The organism is Mesorhizobium sp. M0830 (assembly GCF_040319965.1).
Taxonomy (GTDB): Bacteria; Pseudomonadota; Alphaproteobacteria; order Rhizobiales; family Rhizobiaceae; genus Mesorhizobium.
In genome coordinates, this window is record NZ_JAMYOR010000050.1 from 1 (window position 1) to 21353 (window position 21353).

The following is a 21353-nucleotide window of genomic DNA, read 5'->3' on the forward strand; positions in this document are numbered from 1 at the left end:
CCAAACTGCATGAACCGCCGTATGCGGAACCGCTCGTACGGTGGTGTGGGAGGGGGGCGCTGCGAAGCGCCTCCCTACCCGATGCGTCACTACAGGGCCGCGCGTCTATGGCCGCACGCGTAGCAATTGGATTGGCGCATGATCCTTTCGGAAAATCGAGACCGAGTTTCTAGGTCATGCGCTGGGCGGCTCTGGCCCTCACACCCGGGCACTCCATGTCTTCTGTTGTCGATGCAGGATGTCTTCTGTTGGCAGCGCAAGCAGGGAGAAACGACATGACCGGATCCGCCAAGGCCACCGTCTTCATCGACAATGAACGCGTCATCGTCACCGAATACCGCTTCGCGCCGGGCGAGAACACCGGCTGGCACCGCCACGGCCACGACTATGTCGTCGTGCCGCTGATGGACGGCAAGGTAAAGCTGTTGACCAAGGACGGCGAATCCTTCGCCGAGATGAAGAAGGGCGCGCCCTATTTCCGCAGGGAAGGCGTCGAGCATGACGTCATCAACGCCAATGACGGCGAGTATGCCTTCATCGAGATCGAGCTGAAGTGATGGCATGCCATCATCTGCCATCTTGATGGCAGGAGTAGAAAAGGCTATCTTTCTCAAAAGGGAGTTTGAAATGGCCGAACCCCAGCTTTCCGTCCGCAGCGCAAAAGCACGTGATCTTGCGCATCGACTCGCTCGTCGCGAAAACCGCTCAATAGCTGATATCGTCGAACGCGCGCTTGAATCCTATGAGATTCGGGAGGCCGGGCGAGAACCGGCATCCGCCTTCTACTCTCGCCTGACGGCAAGCGTTGGCGTCGACATCGATCTGGAAGAAATCATCCGGGAAAGCCGCAAGGTCCATACAGGGCCGGAGCTTTGATTTTCGTCGACACCAATGTGATTTCAGAGAGCCTTAGAAAGGCGCCTGACGCGGCTGTCATGGCTTGGCTGGTCCGCAACGATGCCGAACTGGCGCTTCCCACGGTGGCGATTGCCGAAATCGCTTTCGGCATCCAAAAGATACGACCTGACGAGCGTGCCGATCGCCTGGAGCAAGGTCTCTCCCAATGGCGCCATCGCTTTGCCGGTCGCATTTTTGGGCTGACGGAGGAGGCGGCTCTGGCTTATGGCGAGATTATGGGAACGGCGACGCGCCAGGGCCGGGGCATGTCGGCACCCGATGGCATGATTGCAGCGACAGTGCGCGTGAATGGCGGTCGGCTGGCAACGCGTAACCTGAACGACTTCGGCCCGGCCAACCTTGAGCTGATCTCACCTTGGGATTTCTAGGGCGTCTCACCGTTCACGGAACAGGCGGAATGCTCTACCAGTCGGCGATGCGATCGCCGCCGACGAATTGCGCACTTTTGGCGGTGTATTCGAACAGCTCGATCTTCACACCGTTGGGATCGCGTATCCAGGCCTGAAACGTGTCGTCGCAGGCGTGCTTCTTATCCGTGACATCGACGCCTTTCGATCTGATATGGGCGATCGCCGCGTCGATGTTTTCAACCTCAAGGCAAAAGTGGTTGATCTGGTTCTGCTCGCTATATGCAGTGCCGTCCTTCTGGAACACCTCGACATGGCTGCGCCCGCCGCAATTGAGGTAGAACCCGAAAATCTTGCCGTCGCGCAGGAAATTGAACTGGGTGTCGAGGCCGAGCACGTCGCGATAGAAGCTTCGTGTCGCTTCCAGGTCATGCGCGAAGATGCAGACATGGGCGAGCTGCCTGACCTTGATCATGACTGGCTCCTCTCGAAGGTCTGGCCTCAGGACGGCGGCGTGCCGTTCTCGGCCAGCACCGCGCCGGCCAGGTACAATGAACCGCCGATCAGGATGCGCGGCGGCGGGCCGTCCCAGGTGTCGCGCAGCAGCATCAGCGCATTGGCAACCGAACTCACCGGCTCGGCCGTCAGTCCCGCTTCGGTCGCGCGGATCGCCAGTTCGTCGTTCGGCACGCCGGCCTCGCTGAGGCTCACCGGCACCGTGTAGACATGCCGGGCGAGGCCCTTGAAGGCCCGGAAATAGCCGCTCTGATCCTTGGTGTTGATCATGCCGGAAATGAGGAAGAGCGGACGCGGGTTCTTCTCTTCCTGCTCGGCAAGCGCTTCGGCAATCACCATGCCGGCGCCCGGATTGTGACCGCCGTCCAGCCAGATGTCGGCACCCTTCGGTGCCAGTTCCGCCAGCCGGCCCTGCGCCAGCTTCTGCATGCGGCCTGGCCATGCGACATTGATCATCGCCTTTTCGGCGGCGCGATGGCTGATCTCGAAACCGGCCGCCTTGACCGCGGCGATCGCCGCCGCCGCATTGGCGAACTGGTGGCGCCCCGGCAGCCGTGGCGGCGGCAGGTCCATCAACCCGTCCTCGTCCTGGTAGACCATGCGGCCGTTTTCCTCATAGGCGAGGAAATCCTGGCCGTAGACGAAGGTCGGGCACTCAAGCCGATCGGCGGTTTCGATCAGCACCTGCAGTGCCGTCTCGCTTTCCTGTGCGCCGATGACCACCGGGCAGCCAGGCTTGATGATCCCGGCCTTTTCGGCGGCGATCAGTTCGACACGGTCGCCGAGATAGGCCTCGTGATCGAGCGACACCGGCATGATCACCGATACGGCCGGCTCCTTGACGACATTGGTGGCGTCGAAACGGCCGCCGAGCCCGACCTCGATGATGGCTGCATCGGCCTGGTGTTCGGAAAACAGGAGGAAGGTGACAGCGGTGAGGATCTCGAAGACGGTGATCGTCTCCCCTTCGTTGGCCCTGGCGACGCGCGCTATGGCATCGGCGAACACCCTGTCCTCGACCAGCCTGCCGCCGCCATCGGCGGCCAGCCGGTAGCGCTCATGCCAATTGACCAGATGCGGCGAGGTGTGGACATGGACGCGGTAGTCCGCCGCCTCGAGCAGGGCGCGCGAAAACGCGGCGCACGAACCCTTGCCATTGGTGCCGGCGATGTGGATGACCGGCGGTAGCCGGTCCTGCGGGTTGTCAAGCCGCTCCAGCAGCCGCGAAATGCGGTCGAGCGAAAGGTCGAAGCCCTTCGGGTGAAGCGCCATCAGGGCTTCGATTTCGCGGTCGGCGGCAAGCGTCATCATGGAAGAATCCTATGCGGGCCGCAAAGCACGCGCAATCGTGGTTCGCGGCGCACGATGTCGCGTCAGGCGTGCGGTCGGGCTTCCGTCGGAATGGTAGCCGGCGGCAGGATTTCCGGCTCGATCGGCTTTTGCTCCTCCGGCAGCTTGAGCAGCATCCTGAGCAGGCGCGCGATGGTTTCGCGCAATTCCAGCCGCGACACCACCATGTCGACCATGCCGTGCTCCATCAGATATTCGGAGCGCTGGAAACCATCTGGCAGCTTTTCGCGGATGGTCTGTTCGATGACGCGCGGTCCGGCAAAGCCGATCAGCGCGCCGGGCTCGGCGATGTGCACGTCGCCCAGCATTGCGTAGGAGGCAGTGACGCCGCCGGTGGTCGGGTTGGTCAAGACGACGATGTAGGGAAGACCGGCTTCCTTCAGCCTGTCGACGCCGACCGTGGTCCTCGGCAATTGCATGAGGGACAAAATACCTTCCTGCATACGGGCACCGCCGGAGGCCGCAAACAGGATCAGCGGCCGCTTGCGCTGCAGGGCGACTTCAAAGCCATGCACGATGGCGTCGCCGGCGGCCATACCGAGCGAGCCGCCCATGAAGGCGAAGTCCTGCACCGTGACCACAACCGGCAGGCCCTCGACGGTCCCCAGCGCGTTGATGATCGCGTCTTCCAGGCCGGTCTTGGCCTTGGCGTCCTTCAGCCGGTCGACATAGCGCTTCTCGTCGCGGAATTTCAGCGGGTCCTGCATGACCTTGGGGTTGTCCAGGGTCTCGTATTTTCCGTCGTCGAAGAAGAATTTCAGCCGCTCCTTGGCCGAGATCTTCATGTGATGACCTGACGAAGGGATGACGAACTGGTTGGATTCCAGATCCTTGTGGAACACCATCTCGCCGGTCTCCGGATCCTTGATCCAGAGATTCTCGGGCATGTCGGTGCGCCGGCCGAGCATCGAATTGATCTTCGGGCGAACGTAGTTGGTGATCCAGTTCATCGCTTCGGCTCCTGTCCTGACGAAGAGTTGGGTAAAGAGGTAGGGAAACTATTCGGCGGCAGCAAGGCGGGCCGAGCGCACACCTTGCGCAAGGCCGCTGACCAGCGTGGCAACGGCTTCGGCAGGGTCGGCGGTCTTTTCGCCTTTCGGCCCCAGCACATTGGCCACCGCATTGACGATCGCGGTGCCGACGACGACGCCGTCGGCATTGGCGCCGATCACGCGGGCCTGCTCGGCGGTCTTGACGCCGAAGCCGACGCAGACCGGCAGGCCGGTATGGCCCTTGATGCGCTTGACCGCCGCCGCCACCTTGCCGGTGTCGGCCAGCGCCGAGCCGGTGATGCCGGTCATGGACACATAATACACGAAGCCCGACGTGTTTTGCAGCACCTTGGGCAGGCGCTTGTCATCGGTGGTCGGCGTCGCCAGCCGAATGAAATTGATACCGGCTTTCAGCGCCGGAATGCACAGTTCCTCATCCATCTCCGGCGGCAGGTCGACGACGATCAGCCCATCGATGCCGCTGGCAATAGCGTCCGTGAGGAAGCGGTCGACGCCATAGATGTAGATCGGGTTGTAATAACCCATCAGCACGATCGGCGTCTCGTTGTCGCCGGTCCGGAACTCCGCCGCCATCTTGAGTGTCTTGACCAGCGTCTGGCCGCCTTTCAGCGCCCTGAGGCCCGCGGCCTGGATCGCCGGACCGTCAGCCATCGGATCGGAAAACGGCATGCCGAGCTCGATGATGTCGGCGCCTGCTCCCGGCAGTGCCTTCATGATCGACAGCGAGGTATCGTAGTCCGGGTCGCCGCCCATGAAATAGGTGACGAGCGCCGGGCGGCCTTCGGTCTTCAGCTTCGCCATGCGGCGATCGATGCGGGTCACCATGATCAGATCTCCATGCCCAGCATCGAGGCCACCGTATGTACGTCCTTGTCGCCCCGGCCGGACAGGTTGACGATCACGATCTGGTCCTTGTCCATTGTAGGCACGATCTTCACCGCATGCGCGATGGCATGCGCCGACTCCAGCGCCGGGATGATGCCTTCGACCCGCGTCGTCAGCTTGAAGGCCTCCAGCGCCTCGTCGTCGAGGATCGGCACATATTCGACGCGGCCTGAATCACGCAGCCAGGAGTGCTCCGGCCCAACGCCGGGATAGTCGAGACCGGCCGAGATCGAATGCCCGTCCATGATCTGGCCGTCGGCATTCTGCAGGAGATAGGTGCGGTTGCCGTGCAGCACGCCCGGTGCGCCGGCATTCATCGAGGCGCAATGCTCGATGCCGTCGAGGCCGCGCCCGCCGGCTTCGATGCCAATAATGCGCACCTCCTTGTCGTCCAGGAAGGGATGGAACAGGCCGATGGCGTTCGAACCGCCGCCGACAGCGGCGATGATGGTGTCCGGCAGCCGGCCTTCCTGCTCGAGGATCTGCGCCCGCGCCTCTGTGCCGATCACCGACTGGAAGTCGCGCACCAGTTCCGGATAGGGATGTGGGCCGGCGGCGGTGCCGATCAGGTAGTAAGTATCCTCGACATTGGTGACCCAGTCGCGCAGCGCCTCGTTCATGGCGTCTTTCAGCGTGCCGTGACCGGCGGTCACCGGCCGCACTTCGGCGCCGAGCAGCTTCATGCGGAAGACGTTGGGGCTTTGCCGGGCGACATCGGTGGCGCCCATATAGACGACGCAGGGAAAGCCGAAGCGGGCCGCGACCGTGGCCGACGCCACGCCGTGCTGGCCGGCACCGGTCTCGGCGATGATGCGCTTCTTGCCCATGCGCTTGGCCAGCAGGATCTGGCCGAGACAATTGTTGATCTTGTGCGAGCCGGTATGGTTCAGATCCTCGCGCTTGAAATAGACTTTCGCGCCGCCGAGATGGCGTGTCAGGCCTTCAGCGAAATAAAGCTTCGAAGGTCGCCCGGCATAATGGGTCGAGAGGTCAGTCAGTTCAGCCCTGAAATCCGCATCGTTCTTGACCTCGTTCCAGTGCCGCTCCAGGTCGAGGATCAGCGGCATCAGCGTTTCGGCAACGAAACGACCGCCGAAAATGCCGAACATGCCCTGTTCGTCGGGCCCGGTGCGGAAGGAATTGGGTATCGCCGGCTTGTTCATCGCCGATCTCCTGGCATCTTGATTTCTTGAGCATGCTTGTCGGAAAACCGGTTCCCCGCATGCTCTGGATTGAACCGGTCAGGCGGCGCGGTTGTCGCGCGCTGCCCTGACGGCCCGGAAAAACTGCTCGATCAGCGCCGGATCCTTGACGCCCGGCGCACTTTCCACGCCTGAGGAAATGTCTATTCCGGGCGGATTGGCAAGCCGAAGGGCATCGCCGATATTGCCGGCGTTGAGCCCACCGGAAAGCATGTAATCGACGCCGGCGTCAAGGCCGGCGAGGATGCGCCAGTCGTAGACAACACCATTGCCCCCCGGCAGTTCGGAGCCTTTCGGCGGCTTGGCGTCGAACAGGAACCTGTCGGCGATGCCGACGAACGGCTTTATCCGTTCGAGATCCGCGGCCTCGCTGAGCGGCAGCGCCTTCATCACCGGCAGGCCATAGCGGGCTTTCATCTCGGCCACCCGCTCCGGCGTTTCCGCGCCATGCAACTGCAGCATGTCGGGCTGCATCTTGGCTACGATTTCGTCCAGGAAGGCGTCGCTGGCGTCAACGGTGACGGCAACCGCTTTGGCCTTGCCGCGTGCGACTTCGCGCAGACGGCCAGCCTCGGCAGGTTCGACATAGCGTGGGCTTTTGGCAAAGAAAATAAAGCCGACATGGCTGGCGCCACAGGCCAGCGCCGCGGCCATTGCCCCGTCGGTCTTCAAGCCGCAGATCTTGATGTCGAGTGCCATGCGCGGGAATTGGCATGAAAAGCGAAAAGAGTCGAGAAAAAGCATACTGTTTGCCGGCAACGCCAAAGGCGCTACCTATGGATGGACAAGGCGGGAGTACGATCATGACCGAGAGAACCGTTGCCGAACTCAGGCAGAAGATCACGCAGGCGCGCGAGGTCATTGCGCACCTGATGGACAAGGCCGCCTTCAACGGCGCCGAGGCGCACCGCGCGCTCGACTATTTCGGCAGCGATGCCTTCGACCGCAATTTTTTGCCCTGGCCGCATCACGGCGAAGAGGGGCTGCGTCCGGAGGAACTCAACGCGACGAATGACGATTGACGGTTATTCAAACATGATCGCCTGAAGCGCACCGCCATTGCGCTTCAGCCAGACCTTGCAGCGCTCGGTGTCCGGGCAAAGCTGCTCGCACAGCTTCCAGAATTTCGGACCGTGGTTCATCTCCTTGAGATGCGCGACTTCATGCGCGACGAGGTAATTGATCACCGGCGACGGCGCCATCATGATCCGCCAGGAGAAGGACAGATTGCCGTCGGAGGTGCAGGAGCCCCAGCGGCTCGACGTGTCCTTGAAGCGGACGGCCTTGGCGCGCTTGCCCAACGCCTGGGTGTGCTTGAGCACCAGTTTCTCGATGTCCTTCTTGGCCTCGCGCTTGAGAAAGTCAGCGATGCGGCGCGGCAGGTGTATGCGATCACCGTGCACGATCAGCAGCGGGCCGCGCTCATCGCTCGACACCGTCACGGTCCCGCGTTTTGACGGCTCGTGGACGATGCGGTGCGCCACGCCACGCACCGGGATCTTGATGCCGGGCCGCACCTGCGGCCGAGCCGGGACCTTGGCCAGCCGCTGTTCCAGCCAGTCTTGATGGCGGTCGAGGAATTTTTCCACCTCGCCCCGGCGCAAGCCCGGCGGCACCGTAATGCGCAGGCCACGGCCGCCGGAATCGATGCGCAGCGTCAGCCGCCGGGCGCGGTCGTTTTCGACGATCTTGAGCGGCAGCGAGCGGCCGGCAACGACATGCTCGCGCTCTTCGACAGGCGCGGGCTTGGGCTTTGTCAAATTGCGGAAGAAGCCGAAGGACATGGCCGGACGATACGCGATTCGAGGAAAACGAATAGAACAAAGAATAGAACAAAAAAGAAACGGCGCCGCTCGTGCGACGCCGTTTTTTCACGATCTGACCAGTCGCTGGATGTCAGTCGTCAAGCAGGTTCGAACCCTTGCCGCGCTTGGTGGTCGTCCCGGTGCTCGGATTGGCCTTCGTCGGCGCCGTCGACTTGTTGCGGTTGGCCATGAAGCGGTCGAACTCGTCCTGGTCCTTGGCGCGGCGCAATTCGCGGGCGTAGTCGTCGAACTCGGTCAGCATCTCGTCGAGCTTGCGGCGTTCCTCAGCGAGGCGCTCAAGTTCCTTTTCGCGCCAGTCGTCAAAGGCGACGTTGCCGGTGCGGGCGGAGCCGTGACCCCAGCGCGCCGCCTTGTCGGAGCCACGGCGGCAGCCGGCGAAGATGCCGTCGGTGGCCCGGTTGACGTCACGCTTCAAGCCGTCGAGGCGGTCGCCCCAGATGATGTAGGCGAGCATGGCGAAGCCGAGTGGCCAGAACACCATGAAACCGATCACCATCAACGCGATGGTTGCCGGCGTCCAGGCCGGGCGGATCAATGCAGATGTGTTCATTTTCTCCCATTCCTTCGGTTGGAGACAGCCTAGACCGGCTGCGTGGAATCGAAATGGGAAGAAGAAAACGGCGATTCAAGACAATATCCGCCAAAACCGGACAAGAGGCTGAAATGATTGTTGCTTTTTGAGCGCTTCGAGGAAAAGAACGGCCAACCCGGCAACAAGTCCCCAAAACGCGGCGCCGACGCCGAACAGCGTCAGTCCCGACGCGGTGACGGCGAAGGTGACGGTGGCGGGCATGCGTTCGCCTTCGTCCTTCAAGGCGATCGACAAAGCATTGGCAAGCGGCGACATCAGCGCCAGACCGGCCACCAGCACGATCAGGCTCTGCGGCAGGACGGCGAAGATCGCCACCAGCGAAGCGCCGAAAATGGCGAAGATGAGATAGGCGAGCGCATAGAACGGGCCGGTCTTCCAGCGCTCGGCGGGGTCCGGATGGACGTCAGGCCCGGTGCAGATCGCTGCCGAAATCGCCGCCAGATTGGTGGTCGAGCCGCCAAAGGGCGCCGACAGCAGCGAAAACAGGCCGGTGACGCCGATCAGCGGGCCCGGCTCCGGGTGATAGCCGGCGGCGCGCAGCACGGCGAGACCCGACAGGTTCTGTGAAGCCATGGTGACGAGGTAGAGCGGCAGCGCGAGGCCGATGATCGCGGCGGCGCTGAACTGCGGCGCGATCAGCGTCAGCGTCGACAGTTCCGGTGTCGGCAGGCCGCCGACGCGGCCGGTGAGAAATGCCGCGAGGCCGCCGCCTATCAGCACCACCAGCACCGACACTGCCGGATTGAACAGCCTGATGACGAAAAAGGTCGCTATCAACGGCAGGATCAGCCACGGATCGGCGGGAATGGCCTTGACCGCGTTGATGGCGAAGCTGACGAGAACGCCGGCCAGCATGCCCGAGGCAACCGACGCCGGTATCCTGGCGATCAGCCGCGTCAGGGGCCCGAACAGGCCGGTGACTATCAACAGGATGCCGGTTACCATGAAGGCGCCGACCGCCTCGTTCATCGAAAAGCCGCTCGAGGCGGCGATCAGAGCCAGGCCCGGTGTCGACCATGCGGTGATGACAGGCATCTTCGTGCGCCACGATAGCCACAGGCACTCGATGGCCATGGCCAGACAGATGGCGGTCACGCCGCTCGCCGTCTCGATCTGCGTCGCACCGACCGCCTTGGCGGCGGCAATGACGATGGCCAGCGTGCCGCCGAAGCCGACGATCGCCGCGACGAAGGCGGATATCGGAATGGAAAGGCGCATCAGGTCAGTTTCCCCTCTGTGCCATCGCATCGACGGCCCGCACCAACATGTCGAGATCCTGCGGCCGCGACAGGCGGTGGTCGCCATCGGGGATCAGCGACAAGGTCACGTCGTCGGCCGGCAGCAAGCTGACCAGCTTCAGCGCGTGGCTTGCCGGCACGTCGGCATCGGCCAGTCCCTGCAGGATGTGCACCGGACAATGCGTGTCGATTGGGCCCGTCATCACCCTGTTTTCGCGCCCGTCCTCGATCAGAGCGCGCGTATAGATGTAAGGCTCGGCGGAATAGTCCGACGGCTCCTCGAAGAAACCTTTTTTGACGAGATCGCGCTTCTGCGCCTTGGTCAGCACCGGTTCGACCAGTTCGGTGGTAAAATCAGGCGCCGGCGCCAGCAGCACCAGGCCGGCGACGTTGCTGCCGCCCGCTTTGTGCAATTCCTGCACCATGCGCAGCGCGATCCAGGCGCCCATCGAGGAGCCGACCAGGATCTGCCGGCCCTTGGTGAAATGCCGGAACACGGCAAGGCTCTGCGCGAGCCATGTCGAAATCGTGCCGTCGGCAAAGGCGCCGCCGGATTCGCCATGGCCGGAATAATCATGGCGCAGGAACGCGCGGCCTTCCCTTGCCGCCCAATCCGACAGCGTCTGCGCCTTCGTGCCCAGCATGTCCGACTTGTAGCCGCCGAGCCAGACGATGCCGGGCGCGGAGCCGGCACTATGGCGCACCGCGATGCGCGATCCCCCAACACCGGGAAAGATTGGGACATCGATAAAGACGGGGGGCGTGGCGTTCATGGCGTTTTCCTCAACGTCGGTCTTGTGGCACAGCCAGCGGCGAGGCGGAAAGTGCTCGCGATGTTTCTTTGTTTGGTGCAGGGCCGCGATCAGGGTGATTTTCTATCAATGCTGTGCTATTGACTCCGCCCGCGCGCTCACCACATTGACGCGTCCACGCATCAACACTGACAAACCCTGAACGAAACGGCCAAGGAGACCACGACCATTCGCAGACCTTTCAAAGCAGCGGCGCCGACCAAGGATGGCCCGCGCTCCAACCGTGATATCCGGGTGCCCCGGGTCCAGCTTATCGACGCCGAAGGCCAGAACCGCGGCGATGTTTCCATCAACGACGCATTGCTGCTCGCCGAAGAGGCTGGGCTTGATCTCGTCGAGATATCGCCCAATGCGGTGCCCCCCGTCGTCAAGATTCTCGATCTCGGCAAGTTGAAATACGCCAACCAGAAGAAGGCGGCCGAGGCGCGCAAGAACCAGAAGGTCATCGAGATCAAGGAGATCAAGATGCGCCCGAACATCGACAGCCATGACTACGAGACCAAGATGAAGGCGGTTCGCCGCTTCTTCGAGGAAGGCGACAAGGTCAAGCTGACGCTGCGGTTCCGTGGCCGTGAGATGGCGCATATGGAACTCGGTATGCAGCTTTTGAACAAGGTCCGCGAGGAAGTGGCGACGATTGCCAAGGTCGAAGCGGAACCGAAGCTCGAAGGCCGGCAGATGATGATGGTGCTGTCGCCGCGCTAAGGTGTACTGAACTATCAACACACCTCAGTCACGATGACGCGCTAACGCGCTTAAATCCGCCTGAATCACATCCCAAGGCGTCCCGGCGATCGGCGGGACGCCTGTTTTCTTTGGCCGAGGCTGCGATCGCCGGTTTTTTATGCATGTCACAAGACCGCGCCTTCGGGCGACATGCATCACGCTCTACGATGATCGGATTCCAAGGTTGGATAAAGAACTCAAATACGGGCTGGGCAATTACCAGCGTACGCGTCGGATGGTGCTTGCCGGGCTCGTGGCGGTGCTGTTCGCAGCGCTGCTGTTCGGCCAATCGACCTTTCCGCCCGACACGCCGGTGCATGAGTCGATCGAAATGTTCGGCGTGCTGCTGATTTTCCTCGGCATCGTCGGGCGCCTTTGGTCGACGCTCTACATAGGCGGGCGCAAATCTTCCGAGGTGGTGACCGGCGGGCCTTACTCGATCACCCGCAACCCACTCTATGTCTTCTCGACCGTAGCCGCGGCCGGCGTCGGGGCACAGATCGGCTCGTTCTCCGGCATCGCTCTCTTCGCGCTTCTGTGCGCGGGCGCCTTCCATATCGTCATCCTGCGCGAGGAGAAATTCCTCAAGGAAGCGCTTCCCGCCACATATCAGGCGTATCTGGCGAGAGTGCCGCGCTTCTTCCCGAAGCTTTCCCTTTACCAGGAGGGTGATACCGGCAGCTTCAAGCCGCGCCTGTTGTTGACCACGCTGCTCGATGGCCTGGTGTTCCTCGTCGCGCTGCCGGCCTTCGAACTGATCGACGGCGCCCAGCAGTCGGGCATGCTGCCGGTATTGTTCCGGCTGCCCTGACTCAAAGGGCAGAGCCGCATCTCTACAGGTGTTGCACAGCCGCCGGCTTTGACGTATAGGACCGCCGTTCAAGAAAACCGCCCGGCAGGGCATGCCGTGGCGGTTTCATTTGCTTTTCGGGCTTTGGTCGGCCCGAAGCGAACAAGACAAGAGGCGTGGAGTGCCGGAGGCACGACAGGGACCTCATAGAAACGGAGTAGCAAAATGCCCAAGATGAAGACCAAGTCCGCCGCCAAAAAGCGGTTCAAGATCACAGGTACGGGTAAAGTTTTGTCGGCTGCGGCCGGCAAGCGTCACGGCATGATCAAGCGTTCCAACAAGTTCATTCGAAATGCCCGCGGCACGATGGTTCTGGCTGAACCGGATGGCAAGAAGGTCATCAAGAATTTTCTTCCGAACGGCCTCTAAAGCGTGATGCCAAAAAGTTGCAGACTTTTTGGATAACATCCCGCTCAAATAAGGCATTCGGTCCGGACACGCATTTGTTTTACGCAATTCCGAACGGAAAACCGCAAGGCACTTTTCCTGGAATTGCTTTTAAGGAGATCATGACATGGCACGCGTAAAGAGAGGCGTCACCTCGCACGCCAAGCACAAGAAGGTCCTGAAAGCCGCCAAGGGCTTCTACGGCCGCCGCAAGAACACCATCCGCATCGCCAAGCAGGCGGTGGAAAAGTCGCTGCAGTACGCTTACCGCGACCGCAAGAACCGCAAGCGCTCGTTCCGCGCGCTGTGGATCCAGCGCATCAACGCAGCGACCCACGAGCATGGCCTGACCTACGGCCGCTTCATCGACGGCCTCAACAAGGCCGGCATCGAGATCGATCGCAAGATCCTGTCGGACATGGCCATCCATGAGCCGCAGGCTTTCGCAGCCCTGGTCGCCAAGGCCAAGGTGGCGCTTGAATATCTGAAGAACACCACGCCGAACGCTTTTGAAAGCGCTGTCGCCTAAGACCAGCGCTTCCCAAGCATTCGCAATTCTGATTTGGGGAACCCGCGCTGGCACGGCTGGCGCGGGTTCTTTTTTGACCCTGATGTAACCAAAATGGTGACGACGAACCAAAATGGTGTCGGTCGCCCGATCGAGAGAGTTTCGCCGTGAACGACACAGCTGGAAATCTTGAAGCGCTGGAGGCCTCGCTGCTTGCCGACATCGCAGCGGCCTCCGACGAGGCCTCGATCGAGGCCGTGCGCGTCGCGGCTCTTGGCAAGAAGGGTTCCATCTCCGAAATGCTGAAGACGCTCGGCGCCATGACCGCCGAGGAGCGCCAGGTGAAAGGCCCTGCCATCAACGGCCTCAAGAATCGCGTCACCGATGCGCTGACGGCCCGCAAGGCCGAGCTCAGGGATGCGGCGATCACCGCGCGTCTCGCCGCCGAAAGGGTCGACGTGACGCTGCAGGTGCGGCAGTCGCCGGCCGAGCGCGGCCGCATCCATCCGATCAGCCAGGTCATCGACGAGATCGCGGCGATCTTCGGCGATCTTGGTTTCTCCATAGCCGAAGGTCCCGATATCGAGAGCGACTATTACAATTTCACCGCGCTGAACTTCCCGGAAGGCCATCCGGCGCGCGAGATGCACGACACCTTCTTCTTCCAGCCGGACGAGAAGGGCGAGCGCAAGCTTTTGCGCACCCACACCTCGCCGGTGCAGATCCGTACCATGGAGACGAAGAAGCCGCCGATCCGCATCGTCATTCCTGGAAAAACCTACCGCCAGGATTCCGACGCCACCCACTCGCCGATGTTCCATCAGGTCGAGGGGCTCGTCATCGACAAGACGGCGAATGTCGCCAACATGAAGTGGGTGCTGGAGGAGTTCTGCAAGGCCTTCTTCGAGGTGCCGCAGGTCAAGATGCGCTTCCGGCCGTCCTTCTTCCCGTTCACCGAACCGAGCCTCGAGGTCGACATCCAGTGCGACCGCTCGCGGCCCGGCGAAGTGCGCTTCGGCGAAGGCTCCGACTGGATGGAGATCCTCGGGTGCGGCATGGTGCATCCCAACGTGCTGCGCCATGGCGGGCTCGATCCGGACGAATATCAGGGCTTTGCTTGGGGCATGGGCATCGACCGCATCGCCATGCTGAAATACGGCATGCCGGACCTGCGCGCCTTCTTCGACGCGGATGTGCGCTGGCTGTCGCATTACGGCTTCAGGCCGCTCGACATGCCGACCTTGTTCGGGGGCCTAAGCGCATGACAGCGCCGCACGCCGGCGGCTGCCGCTGCGGCGCTGTGCGGTTCGAGGCCACGGCCGAACCGCATCACGTCAGCTATTGCCATTGCGGCGATTGCCGGCGGGCGAGCGGCGCGCCGGTATCGGCCTTTGTCGGCTTCCTGGCCGGTCAGGTCGCGTTCACAGGCAAGGCGCTGAAGATGTTCGAGAACGGCCCGGTGACGCGCTCGTTCTGCGGCATTTGCGGCTCGCCCATCGCCTATGTCGACGAGCGGCTGGAGGACGACATCTATTTCATGCTCGGCGCCATGGACGCACCAGCCTATTTCGAGCCGACGCTGCATGCCTATGTCAGCGAGCAGCTTGCCTTCCTGCATATGTCTGACGACCTGCCGAGACATCTGAAAACAAGCGTCAAAAGACCAGACGGAACAGTCCAATGAAATTCACCCTCTCCTGGCTCAAGGATCATCTCGAGACCGACGCCACGCTCGGCGAGATCGTCGAGCGGCTGACCTCGATCGGCCTCGAAGTCGAGCATGTCGACGACAAGTCGAGCCTGAAACCCTTCGTCATCGCCAAGGTGCTGACGGCGGTTCAGCACCCCGATGCCGACCGGCTGCGCGTGCTGACCGTGGATACGGGCGATGGCAGGCCACCCGTGCAAGTGGTGTGCGGCGCGCCTAACGCCCGCGCGGGTCTGATCGGCGCCTTTGCCGCGCCCGGCACCTATGTCCCCGGCATCGACGTGACACTGACGGTCGGCAAGATCAGGGGCGTCGAAAGCCATGGCATGATGTGTTCCGAGCGCGAGCTGGAACTGTCGGACGAGCACGACGGCATCATCGACCTGCCCCAGGATGCGCCTGTCGGCACCAGCTTCGCGGCCTATGCGCATATCGACGATCCGGTCATCGAGATCAACCTGACGCCGAACCGGCCGGACGCCACCAGCGTCTACGGCATCGCCAGGGATCTGGCGGCGAGTGGACTTGGCCGTCTCGTCGGCGGCGCCATCATGCCCCATGTCGGCAACGGCATGTGTCCCGTCAAGGTGACGATCGTAGCGCCGGAGCTCTGCCCCGGCTTCGCGCTGCGGCTGGTCAAGGGCGTCAAGAACGGCCCGTCGCCGAAATGGCTGCAGCAGCGGCTGATCGCCATTGGTCTGAGGCCCATCAGCGCACTGGTCGACATCACCAACTACGTCACCTTCGATCGCGGCCGCCCGCTGCATGTGTTCGATGCCAGCAAGGTCTCAGGCAATCTCACCGTGCGCCGTGCGCGCGATGGCGAAAAGGTACAGGCGCTCGACGGCCATGAATACACGCTGACGCCGGAGATGTGCGTCATATCAGATGAAGACGGCGTCGAGTCGATCGCCGGCATCATGGGCGGCGAGCATTCGGGCTGCGACGAGAACACCACGGACGTATTGATCGAATCGGCCCTTTGGGACCCGATTACCACCGCGCGCACCGGCCGCACGCTCGGCATCATCACCGATGCACGCTATCGCTTCGAGCGCGGCGTCGACCCTGAATTCATGGTGCCCGGCGTCGAGCTGGCGACCAGATTGGTGCTCGATTTCTGCGGTGGCACGCCGACGGAGATCGAAGTGGCAGGCTATGCCGGCCACACACCAAGGATCGTCTCCTTCCCGCTCTCGGAAGTGAAGCGGCTGACCGGCATCGAAGTGCCAACATCGGAGAGTCGCCATATCCTGTCGCGCCTTGGCTTCAGGCCTGAGGGCTCGGGCGATGTCATCGATGTGGCGGTGCCGTCCTGGCGTCCGGATATCGACGGCAAGGCCGACCTGGTCGAGGAGGTGATGCGTATCCACGGCGTCGACAACATCGCCCCGCAGCCGCTCGGCGCGCATGACGCGGTCAACGCGAGAATACTCACCACGCTGCAGGTCCGCACCCGTACGGCCAAGCGCGCGCTTGCCGTACGCGGCATGATGGAAGCCGTCACCTGGTCATTCATACCGGCCAGGCACGCCGAACTGTTCGGCGGTGGCCGGACGGCATTGAAACTCGCCAACCCTATCGCCGCCGACATGTCCGACATGCGGCCGTCGCTCTTGCCGGGGCTGATCGCCGCTGCCCAGCGCAACGCCGACAGGGGCATCGGCGACGTGGCGCTGTTCGAGGTTTCGGGCACTTATGAAGGCGACGGCGCCGACCAGCAGCGGCGAGTGGCCGCCGGCGTGCGCCGCGGCACCGCCAAGCTCGACGGTTCTGGTCGCAATTGGGCCGGCAATTCCGGTCCGGTCGGCGTGTTCGACGCCAAGGCCGATGCCGTCGCCGCGCTCGAAGCCTGCGGTGCGCCGGTCGAGCGGCTGCAGATCGAGGCGGGTGGTCCGGCCTGGTATCATCCCGGCCGTTCCGGCACGATCAAGCTCGGCCCGAAAACCGTGCTCGGCACCTTCGGTGAATTTCACCCGAAGACGCTTGAGGGCCTCGACGCTTCCGGGCCGCTCTGCGGTTTCGAAGTGTTCGTCGATGCCGTGCCCGAGCCGAAGGCCAAGCCGACGAAGACCAAGCCGAAGCTCGAGCTCTCCGCCTTCCAGATGGTCAAGCGCGACTTCGCTTTTGTCGTCGACAAGACCCTCGAGGCCGGCACGCTGGTGCGCGCAGCGCTCGCCGCCGACAAGAAGCTGATATCAGGCGTTTCGGTCTTCGATATTTTCGAAGGGGCATCGCTCGGAGCGGGCAAGAAGTCGATCGCCATCGAAGTATCGATCCAGCCGGTCGAGAAGACGTTGACCGACGAGGATTTCGAGGCGCTGGCCAAGCGCATCGTCGATAATGTCGGCAAGCAGACCGGCGGCGTTCTGCGCGGCTAGAGCAATTCTGGGAAAACTGCGTAGCGATTTTCCCGGTAAAAACGCATAGCGCTTTCCCTTGGGAATTGCGCAGGAACCAAGACTTGCAGGCAGGTGGCGAATCGCCGTCCAAAGGGCGATGGACCATCTGCGCTATTCCGGCCTTCCTTTCGAAACGCAACGCATGGCGTTTCTTGAGATCGTCTCGGCCGATCCGCTTGTTCGCGAAGCGCTGACGCATGCCCGCGCGCTTGGTCTTGCCGACTGGCTGGTCGTCTCCGGCGCGCTCTACAACTCTGTCTGGAACCATCTGACCGGCAAGCCGCCGGGCTATGGCATCAAAGATGTCGACCTGTTCTATTTCGATGACAGCGACCTGTCCTACGAGGCGGAGGACGCGGTGATCCGCCGCGCGGCGGCGCATTTCGAAGGACTGCCTCTGCCGGTCGAGGTGCGCAACCAGGCGCGGGTGCATCTGTGGTATCCGCAGAAGTTCGGTCAATCCTGCCCGCGCTACACGAGCTCCAGCGAATCCGTCAGCTATTTCGCCTCTAAGACCCACGCGGTCGGTGTGCGACACGACGCGGACGGGCAGCTCGATCTGGTTGCGCCGTTCGGGCTCGACGACATCTTCTCGTTCCGCATCGTGCCGAACCGGGTGATGGACAATCAGCGCACGCATGAGGTGAAGGGCAAGCATGCGAAGGAGACCTGGCCGGAGATTTCAGTGGTGCCGTGGTAGAAGTGCCGGAATAAGAAAATGTCGGCGCGAGGCACCCCCCTCTGGCCTGCCGGCCATCTCCCCCGCAAGGAGGGAGATTGGCAGCTTCGGCCTTGTCGCTCCTCCTGCAACCTTGGCGATTGGCGAAAGCAGCAACGGCATCCGATCTCCCCCCTTGCGGGGGAGATGTCCGGCAGGACAGAGGGGGGTGTTTCGCGCTGACTTCTCGCAACCTTCGCTGTCACGTTCGCATGAAAAAGGGGCGCCGAAGCGCCCCTCCAACGGTGACCTGACTCACCCATTCACCAGCGCCAACAGCTCCTCGGTGTAGCGCTTGCCAACGACCTTGTCCGGCGACAGCGCATCGCCTATGGCCGCTACCTCGGCAGCGCTCAGCTCGATCTCCGCCGCAGCCGTGTTCTGCTCAAGATGGCGGATCTTGCGCGCGCCGGGGATCGGCACGATGAAGTCGCCCTGGTGCAGCACCCAGGCCAGCGCCAGCTGTGCCGTGGTCACGCCCTTTTCAGCCGCCATCTTTTCCAGCGTGGCGATGACGGCGGCGTTGGCCGCCATGGCATCGGCCTGGAAGCGCGGCAGGCCACGGCGCCAGTCGTCGTCGCTCAATGCCTCGGGCTTGGCGATGGTGCCGGTGAGCAGGCCGCGGCCGAGCGGGCTGTAAGGGACAAAGCCGATGCCGAGTTCGCGGCAGACGGCGAACACCTCGTCTTCCGGGTCGCGGCTCCACAGTGAATATTCGCTCTGCACGGCTGATATCGGATGCACGGCATGCGCCCGGCGGATAGTCGCGGCACTCGCCTCCGACAGGCCAAGCGCGCGCACCTTGCCTTCGCGCACCAATTCGGCCATGGCACCGACCGTATCCTCGATCGGCACGTTGGGGTCGACGCGATGCTGGTAGTAGAGGTCGATGACGTCAGTGCCCAGCCGCTTCAGCGAGGCCTCGGCGACGGCCTTGACGTGCTTGGGACGGCTGTCGACACCGGCCATGCGATCGATGCCGGTGCCTTCTTCCAAAATCTTGAAGCCGAATTTTGTCGCGATGGTCACCTTGTTGCGCACCGACTTCAGCGCCTTGCCGAGCAGGATCTCGTTCTCGTAGGGGCCATAGACTTCCGCCGTGTCGAAGAAGTTGACGCCGATCTCGACGGCGCGGTGCAGGGTGGCAATCGCGTCGGCTTCCGCCTGGCCGCCATAGGCGAAGCTCATGCCCATGCAGCCGAGGCCGACCGGGTAGACATTCAATTCAGTTCCTAGCTTGCGAGTTTGCATCACGCGTCTCCTTGTTGTGATGCCTGGAAGATAGCGCCTTGCTTTGCGTTCGATAATCCGCTCATGTTTGTACGGGTTGCTCTAAAAAGTAGATCAATGAACCGAGCACATCTTTCACAGCTGGCAGTGCTGGCAACCGTTGCCCAATGCGGCAGCTTTCGCGGCGCGGCCAAGGAAATGGCAATCGCGCCGTCGGCGGTAAGTCACGCGGTGTCCAGCCTGGAAACACGGCTTGGCGTACGGCTGTTGGCGCGCAGCGTCGCGCCGACGGAAGAAGGCGCGCAGTTGCTGGAGCGATTGCGCCCAGCTCTTTCGGAGATCGACCTGGCGCTGGAGACGGCGATCGAAGCGCGCGATCGGCCTGCCGGCAATCTGCGGCTCAGCGTACCCCGCACGGCAGCGCATCTGGTGCTGACGCCACGGCTTGGCGCTTTTGCCGCGGCCTATCCCGACATCGTGCTCGAGATCGCCATCGAGGACCGCTTCACCGATGTCGTCGAAGGCGGTTTCGATGCCGGCGTTCGGCTCGGCGAGAGTCTGCAACGTGACATGATCGCGGTGCGGATCGGGCCGGACATTCGCGGCGCGGTGGTGGGCGCCCCATCCTATTTCGAGGTCATGCCCAGACCGCGCCACCCGCGCGACCTTGCCGACCATCGCTGCCTCCGCTTCCGCTTCTCCAGCGGTATCCTTTACCGCTGGGAGTTCGAGAGAAATGGCGAGGTGATCGAGATCGCCACGCAGGGGCCACTGATCCTCGATGAGGATCGGCTCATCGCGCAAGCAGCGGTCGATGGCGCCGGGCTTGCCTTCGTCTTCGAGGACTATGTGCGGGCACCGCTTGCCGACGGCCGGCTGATCCGCGTGCTGGAGGACTGGTGCCCGCCCTTCGACGGGTTCTTCGTCTACTACCCCAGTCGCCGCCAGATGCGCCCGGCGCTGCGCGCCTTCGTCGATTTCTTCAAGGTGAGCGGGTAGGCGGCGCTTTACCCTGCCCTTGTGGCCATGGTGGGCGATGAGCCAGCACTGCACATTGGCTTTTCTTCCGATATCGGGCAAACCTCGTGGCCTGTAAATCGTGATGGAGAAGCCTGATGTTTCGATGGGGTGTGTTGTCCACAGCCAAGATCGGCCGCGAGCATTTGTTGCCGGCAATGGTCGAGGCGGAGAATGGTGTGCTGTCGGCGATCGCCAGTCGCGACCTGTCGAAGGCCAAGGCACTGGCCGAGCGCTTTGGCGCCCGCCATGCCTTCGGCTCCTATGAGGACCTGCTCGCCTCCAACGAAATCGACGGCGTCTACATCCCGTTGCCGACCTCGCAACATGTCGAATGGACAGCCAAGGCCATCGAAGCCGGCAAGCATGTGCTGGTCGAAAAGCCGCTGGCGCTCGACGCCAAGGACATTCTCCCGCTGATCAAGCTGCGCGACGCCAAAAAAGTGCTCGTCTGCGAAGCGTTCATGGTCATCTACCACCCGCAATGGATCAAGGTGCGCGATCTCATCGCCAGCGGCGCCATCGGCCGGCTGCGCCATGTGCAGGGCGCGTTCTCCTACTACAATGTCGACCCCAACAATATGCGCAACAAGCTCGATCTCGGCGGCGGCGCGCTGCCCGACATTGGCGTCTATCCGACTGTGTCGACGCGCTTTTCGACTGGCAAGGAGCCGCTGCGCGTGCAGGCGACAATCGAACGCGACGAGAAATTCGGCACCGACATCTACTCCTCGATCCGCGCCGATTTCGGCGACTTCGAACTGTCCTTCTACCTGTCGACGCAGATGGCGGCGCGCCAGGTCATGGTGTTCCACGGCGAGAAGGGTTTCATCGAAGTGTTCTCGCCCTTCAACGCCGGGCTGTACGACCATCACCGGGTCGAACTGCACAACCAGAACCACACCGAGGCGCAAGTGTTCCGCTTTCCCGGCACGCAGCAATACCGGCTGGAGGTCGAGACCTTCGCGCGTGCGGCACAGGGCGGAAAGGAGCGCGTCTTCACGCTGGAGGAATCCGTGCTCAACCAGAAAGTCATCGACGCCATCTTCCGCGCCGGCGGCAAGGACAGCTGGGAGACAATTTGAGCTTGGCCGTCTGATGGGGAGGG

At 62.7% G+C, this 21353-nt stretch carries 25 protein-coding genes; 14 read left to right on the forward strand and 11 right to left on the reverse strand.

Features of this window, described 5'->3' with window-relative positions; translation table 11 throughout:
• Nucleotides 1-275: 275 nt before the first annotated feature.
• From NKI20_RS24555 to NKI20_RS24565, 3 genes are all read left to right on the forward strand, one after another.
• The gene (locus tag NKI20_RS24555; protein ID WP_352603143.1) at nt 276-557 is read left to right on the forward strand and encodes a cupin domain-containing protein; all 282 of its coding nucleotides are present in this window, start codon (nt 276-278) and stop codon (nt 555-557) included.
• Between the two features lie 70 nt (nt 558-627).
• Nucleotides 628-876, forward strand: a complete 249-nt coding sequence (locus NKI20_RS24560) for a hypothetical protein (protein WP_023761145.1) — start codon at nt 628-630, stop codon at nt 874-876.
• The gene (locus tag NKI20_RS24565) at nt 873-1286 is read left to right on the forward strand and encodes a type II toxin-antitoxin system VapC family toxin (protein ID WP_352835172.1); all 414 of its coding nucleotides are present in this window, start codon (nt 873-875) and stop codon (nt 1284-1286) included. The genes NKI20_RS24560 and NKI20_RS24565 overlap by 4 nt, the downstream gene beginning before the upstream one ends.
• Nucleotides 1287-1320: 34 nt before the next feature.
• On the opposite strand, the gene NKI20_RS24570 is transcribed toward NKI20_RS24565, so the two are convergent.
• The 6 genes from NKI20_RS24570 to NKI20_RS24595 form a co-directional block, all read right to left on the reverse strand.
• A complete protein-coding gene (locus tag NKI20_RS24570) occupies nt 1321-1740 on the reverse strand; it encodes a VOC family protein (RefSeq protein WP_352835175.1) in 420 nt (139 codons plus the stop codon).
• Between the two features lie 26 nt (nt 1741-1766).
• Nucleotides 1767-3092 carry a bifunctional folylpolyglutamate synthase/dihydrofolate synthase gene (locus NKI20_RS24575; RefSeq protein ID WP_352835178.1) on the reverse strand — a complete coding sequence of 442 codons (1326 nt, stop codon included), beginning with the start codon at nt 3090-3092 and terminating at the stop codon, nt 1767-1769.
• Between the two features lie 62 nt (nt 3093-3154).
• Nucleotides 3155-4081 (reverse strand): acetyl-CoA carboxylase, carboxyltransferase subunit beta, encoded by a 927-nt coding sequence (accD, locus tag NKI20_RS24580; RefSeq protein ID WP_023761149.1) that lies wholly within the window; start codon nt 4079-4081, stop codon nt 3155-3157.
• A 48-nt stretch (nt 4082-4129) separates the two neighbouring features.
• A complete protein-coding gene (trpA, locus tag NKI20_RS24585; RefSeq protein WP_023761150.1) occupies nt 4130-4969 on the reverse strand; it encodes a tryptophan synthase subunit alpha in 840 nt (279 codons plus the stop codon).
• A 2-nt stretch (nt 4970-4971) separates the two neighbouring features.
• On the reverse strand, nt 4972-6192 hold the full coding sequence (gene trpB / locus NKI20_RS24590) for a tryptophan synthase subunit beta (protein WP_352603151.1): 1221 nt from the start codon (nt 6190-6192) through the stop codon (nt 4972-4974).
• Between the two features lie 78 nt (nt 6193-6270).
• Nucleotides 6271-6930: a phosphoribosylanthranilate isomerase gene (locus tag NKI20_RS24595; protein ID WP_352603153.1), complete on the reverse strand. Its 660-nt coding sequence runs from the start codon at nt 6928-6930 to the stop codon at nt 6271-6273.
• A 104-nt stretch (nt 6931-7034) separates the two neighbouring features.
• Between NKI20_RS24595 and NKI20_RS24600 the strand changes: the two genes are divergently transcribed.
• Nucleotides 7035-7253: a hypothetical protein gene (locus NKI20_RS24600; RefSeq protein ID WP_023761153.1), complete on the forward strand. Its 219-nt coding sequence runs from the start codon at nt 7035-7037 to the stop codon at nt 7251-7253.
• A gap of 3 nt (nt 7254-7256) precedes the next feature.
• Here the strand turns inward: NKI20_RS24600 and NKI20_RS24605 are convergent, their stop codons facing one another.
• The 4 genes from NKI20_RS24605 to NKI20_RS24620 form a co-directional block, all read right to left on the reverse strand.
• On the reverse strand, nt 7257-8015 hold the full coding sequence (locus NKI20_RS24605; protein ID WP_352603157.1) for a M48 family metallopeptidase: 759 nt from the start codon (nt 8013-8015) through the stop codon (nt 7257-7259).
• 112 nt (nt 8016-8127) lie between these two features.
• Complete coding sequence (locus NKI20_RS24610; protein ID WP_352603159.1) at nt 8128-8607, reverse strand: DUF2852 domain-containing protein; 480 nt, start codon at nt 8605-8607, stop codon at nt 8128-8130.
• A gap of 75 nt (nt 8608-8682) precedes the next feature.
• A complete protein-coding gene (locus tag NKI20_RS24615; protein ID WP_352835186.1) occupies nt 8683-9867 on the reverse strand; it encodes a benzoate/H(+) symporter BenE family transporter in 1185 nt (394 codons plus the stop codon).
• A 4-nt stretch (nt 9868-9871) separates the two neighbouring features.
• On the reverse strand, nt 9872-10660 hold the full coding sequence (locus NKI20_RS24620; RefSeq protein WP_352835189.1) for an alpha/beta hydrolase: 789 nt from the start codon (nt 10658-10660) through the stop codon (nt 9872-9874).
• A gap of 207 nt (nt 10661-10867) precedes the next feature.
• Between NKI20_RS24620 and infC the strand changes: the two genes are divergently transcribed.
• The 8 genes from infC to NKI20_RS24660 all read left to right on the forward strand — a co-directional run bounded on the left by infC (nt 10868) and on the right by NKI20_RS24660 (nt 17980).
• Nucleotides 10868-11404: a translation initiation factor IF-3 gene (gene infC / locus NKI20_RS24625; protein ID WP_013528312.1), complete on the forward strand. Its 537-nt coding sequence runs from the start codon at nt 10868-10870 to the stop codon at nt 11402-11404.
• A 205-nt stretch (nt 11405-11609) separates the two neighbouring features.
• Complete coding sequence (locus NKI20_RS24630) at nt 11610-12236, forward strand: methyltransferase family protein (RefSeq protein WP_023761159.1); 627 nt, start codon at nt 11610-11612, stop codon at nt 12234-12236.
• Between the two features lie 204 nt (nt 12237-12440).
• Nucleotides 12441-12644, forward strand: a complete 204-nt coding sequence (gene rpmI / locus NKI20_RS24635; protein WP_006201248.1) for a 50S ribosomal protein L35 — start codon at nt 12441-12443, stop codon at nt 12642-12644.
• Between the two features lie 145 nt (nt 12645-12789).
• Nucleotides 12790-13191 carry a 50S ribosomal protein L20 gene (gene rplT, locus NKI20_RS24640; RefSeq protein ID WP_006201247.1) on the forward strand — a complete coding sequence of 134 codons (402 nt, stop codon included), beginning with the start codon at nt 12790-12792 and terminating at the stop codon, nt 13189-13191.
• A gap of 146 nt (nt 13192-13337) precedes the next feature.
• Nucleotides 13338-14435 carry a phenylalanine--tRNA ligase subunit alpha gene (pheS, locus tag NKI20_RS24645; RefSeq protein ID WP_352835194.1) on the forward strand — a complete coding sequence of 366 codons (1098 nt, stop codon included), beginning with the start codon at nt 13338-13340 and terminating at the stop codon, nt 14433-14435.
• The gene (locus NKI20_RS24650) at nt 14432-14854 is read left to right on the forward strand and encodes a GFA family protein (RefSeq protein WP_352603167.1); all 423 of its coding nucleotides are present in this window, start codon (nt 14432-14434) and stop codon (nt 14852-14854) included. Before pheS ends, NKI20_RS24650 begins: the two co-directional genes overlap by 4 nt.
• Nucleotides 14851-17259 carry a phenylalanine--tRNA ligase subunit beta gene (gene pheT, locus NKI20_RS24655; protein WP_352835198.1) on the forward strand — a complete coding sequence of 803 codons (2409 nt, stop codon included), beginning with the start codon at nt 14851-14853 and terminating at the stop codon, nt 17257-17259. Before NKI20_RS24650 ends, pheT begins: the two co-directional genes overlap by 4 nt.
• A gap of 118 nt (nt 17260-17377) precedes the next feature.
• Nucleotides 17378-17980, forward strand: a complete 603-nt coding sequence (locus NKI20_RS24660; protein WP_352835201.1) for a nucleotidyltransferase family protein — start codon at nt 17378-17380, stop codon at nt 17978-17980.
• 273 nt (nt 17981-18253) lie between these two features.
• On the opposite strand, the gene NKI20_RS24665 is transcribed toward NKI20_RS24660, so the two are convergent.
• A complete protein-coding gene (locus NKI20_RS24665) occupies nt 18254-19249 on the reverse strand; it encodes an aldo/keto reductase (RefSeq protein ID WP_352835204.1) in 996 nt (331 codons plus the stop codon).
• Nucleotides 19250-19345: 96 nt separating this feature from the next.
• Between NKI20_RS24665 and NKI20_RS24670 the strand changes: the two genes are divergently transcribed.
• Together NKI20_RS24670 and NKI20_RS24675 are read left to right on the forward strand one after the other, a co-directional pair.
• Nucleotides 19346-20227 (forward strand): LysR family transcriptional regulator, encoded by an 882-nt coding sequence (locus NKI20_RS24670; protein ID WP_352835207.1) that lies wholly within the window; start codon nt 19346-19348, stop codon nt 20225-20227.
• A gap of 116 nt (nt 20228-20343) precedes the next feature.
• On the forward strand, nt 20344-21330 hold the full coding sequence (locus NKI20_RS24675; protein ID WP_352835210.1) for a Gfo/Idh/MocA family protein: 987 nt from the start codon (nt 20344-20346) through the stop codon (nt 21328-21330).
• Nucleotides 21331-21353: the final 23 nt, after the last annotated feature.

Bases quoted from the DNA above. Each gene is read 5' to 3' on its own strand.
- NKI20_RS24650 (WP_352603167.1), top strand. From the start codon at position 14,432: ATGACAGCGCCGCACGCCGGCGGCTGCCGCTGCGGCGCTGTGCGGTTC.
- rplT (WP_006201247.1), top strand. From the start codon at position 12,790: ATGGCACGCGTAAAGAGAGGCGTCACCTCGCACGCCAAGCACAAGAAG.
- accD (WP_023761149.1), bottom strand. From the start codon at position 4,081: ATGAACTGGATCACCAACTACGTTCGCCCGAAGATCAATTCGATGCTC.
- NKI20_RS24615 (WP_352835186.1), bottom strand. From the start codon at position 9,867: ATGCGCCTTTCCATTCCGATATCCGCCTTCGTCGCGGCGATCGTCGGC.
- NKI20_RS24595 (WP_352603153.1), bottom strand. From the start codon at position 6,930: ATGGCACTCGACATCAAGATCTGCGGCTTGAAGACCGACGGGGCAATG.
- NKI20_RS24620 (WP_352835189.1), bottom strand. From the start codon at position 10,660: ATGAACGCCACGCCCCCCGTCTTTATCGATGTCCCAATCTTTCCCGGT.
- NKI20_RS24555 (WP_352603143.1), top strand. From the start codon at position 276: ATGACCGGATCCGCCAAGGCCACCGTCTTCATCGACAATGAACGCGTC.
- NKI20_RS24600 (WP_023761153.1), top strand. From the start codon at position 7,035: ATGACCGAGAGAACCGTTGCCGAACTCAGGCAGAAGATCACGCAGGCG.
- NKI20_RS24665 (WP_352835204.1), bottom strand. From the start codon at position 19,249: ATGCAAACTCGCAAGCTAGGAACTGAATTGAATGTCTACCCGGTCGGC.
- NKI20_RS24670 (WP_352835207.1), top strand. From the start codon at position 19,346: ATGAACCGAGCACATCTTTCACAGCTGGCAGTGCTGGCAACCGTTGCC.
- pheT (WP_352835198.1), top strand. From the start codon at position 14,851: ATGAAATTCACCCTCTCCTGGCTCAAGGATCATCTCGAGACCGACGCC.
- rpmI (WP_006201248.1), top strand. From the start codon at position 12,441: ATGCCCAAGATGAAGACCAAGTCCGCCGCCAAAAAGCGGTTCAAGATC.
- trpA (WP_023761150.1), bottom strand. From the start codon at position 4,969: ATGGTGACCCGCATCGATCGCCGCATGGCGAAGCTGAAGACCGAAGGC.
- NKI20_RS24570 (WP_352835175.1), bottom strand. From the start codon at position 1,740: ATGATCAAGGTCAGGCAGCTCGCCCATGTCTGCATCTTCGCGCATGAC.
- NKI20_RS24675 (WP_352835210.1), top strand. From the start codon at position 20,344: ATGTTTCGATGGGGTGTGTTGTCCACAGCCAAGATCGGCCGCGAGCAT.
- NKI20_RS24575 (WP_352835178.1), bottom strand. From the start codon at position 3,092: ATGATGACGCTTGCCGCCGACCGCGAAATCGAAGCCCTGATGGCGCTT.
- NKI20_RS24605 (WP_352603157.1), bottom strand. From the start codon at position 8,015: ATGTCCTTCGGCTTCTTCCGCAATTTGACAAAGCCCAAGCCCGCGCCT.
- NKI20_RS24660 (WP_352835201.1), top strand. From the start codon at position 17,378: ATGGACCATCTGCGCTATTCCGGCCTTCCTTTCGAAACGCAACGCATG.
- trpB (WP_352603151.1), bottom strand. From the start codon at position 6,192: ATGAACAAGCCGGCGATACCCAATTCCTTCCGCACCGGGCCCGACGAA.
- NKI20_RS24610 (WP_352603159.1), bottom strand. From the start codon at position 8,607: ATGAACACATCTGCATTGATCCGCCCGGCCTGGACGCCGGCAACCATC.
- NKI20_RS24560 (WP_023761145.1), top strand. From the start codon at position 628: ATGGCCGAACCCCAGCTTTCCGTCCGCAGCGCAAAAGCACGTGATCTT.